This is a genomic window from Psychrobacillus sp. 05T411, from assembly GCF_056396485.1.
In genome coordinates, this window is the sequence record NZ_JBFTLO010000069.1 from 1 (window position 1) to 445 (window position 445).

Annotated in this window: 1 protein-coding gene; it reads right to left on the reverse strand. The window is 34.9% G+C overall.

Annotated elements, in window-relative coordinates:
- Positions 1-44: 44 nt before the first annotated feature.
- Entirely contained in the window at positions 45-389 is a 345-nt protein-coding gene (locus AC1DFT_RS20850) for a Cif family virulence factor (protein WP_478161525.1), read from the reverse strand.
- Positions 390-445: the final 56 nt, after the last annotated feature.

Consider the following 445-nt stretch of genomic DNA (forward strand, 5'->3'; position numbering starts at 1 on the left):
TTTTTAAACCATATGTGAACCGATTTGTCATTTGACGAAGTATCTCACCAGATTCTTCTTGGTGAGCAGCAAACGTTACAGCCACCAGATTCTTCTTGGTGAGCAGCAAACGTTACAGCACAATGTACAAATGCGAGATATGAATTTTCTTCAACTACTAGGTTATTAAATTCAACTTTAAGTAAAATAYCTTCCTCACTCAATCCATTAAACCACTCTACTACACTTTCCTTCCATGAAGAAATTCCCTTGCTCTCCCAGTTCCCCCAGCAATCATAAATATGCATTTCGGGAGCATACATGGATAAGAATCTTTCAACATCTTTTTCGTAAACTGCTGTTTTGTAATTTTCAAGTACGTCTTGAACTTTGAAAAAACCCTTCGTCATTAATTTCATCTCCTTTACTAATTTAGAATTCTAAGAATGTTACTATAGATTAATTC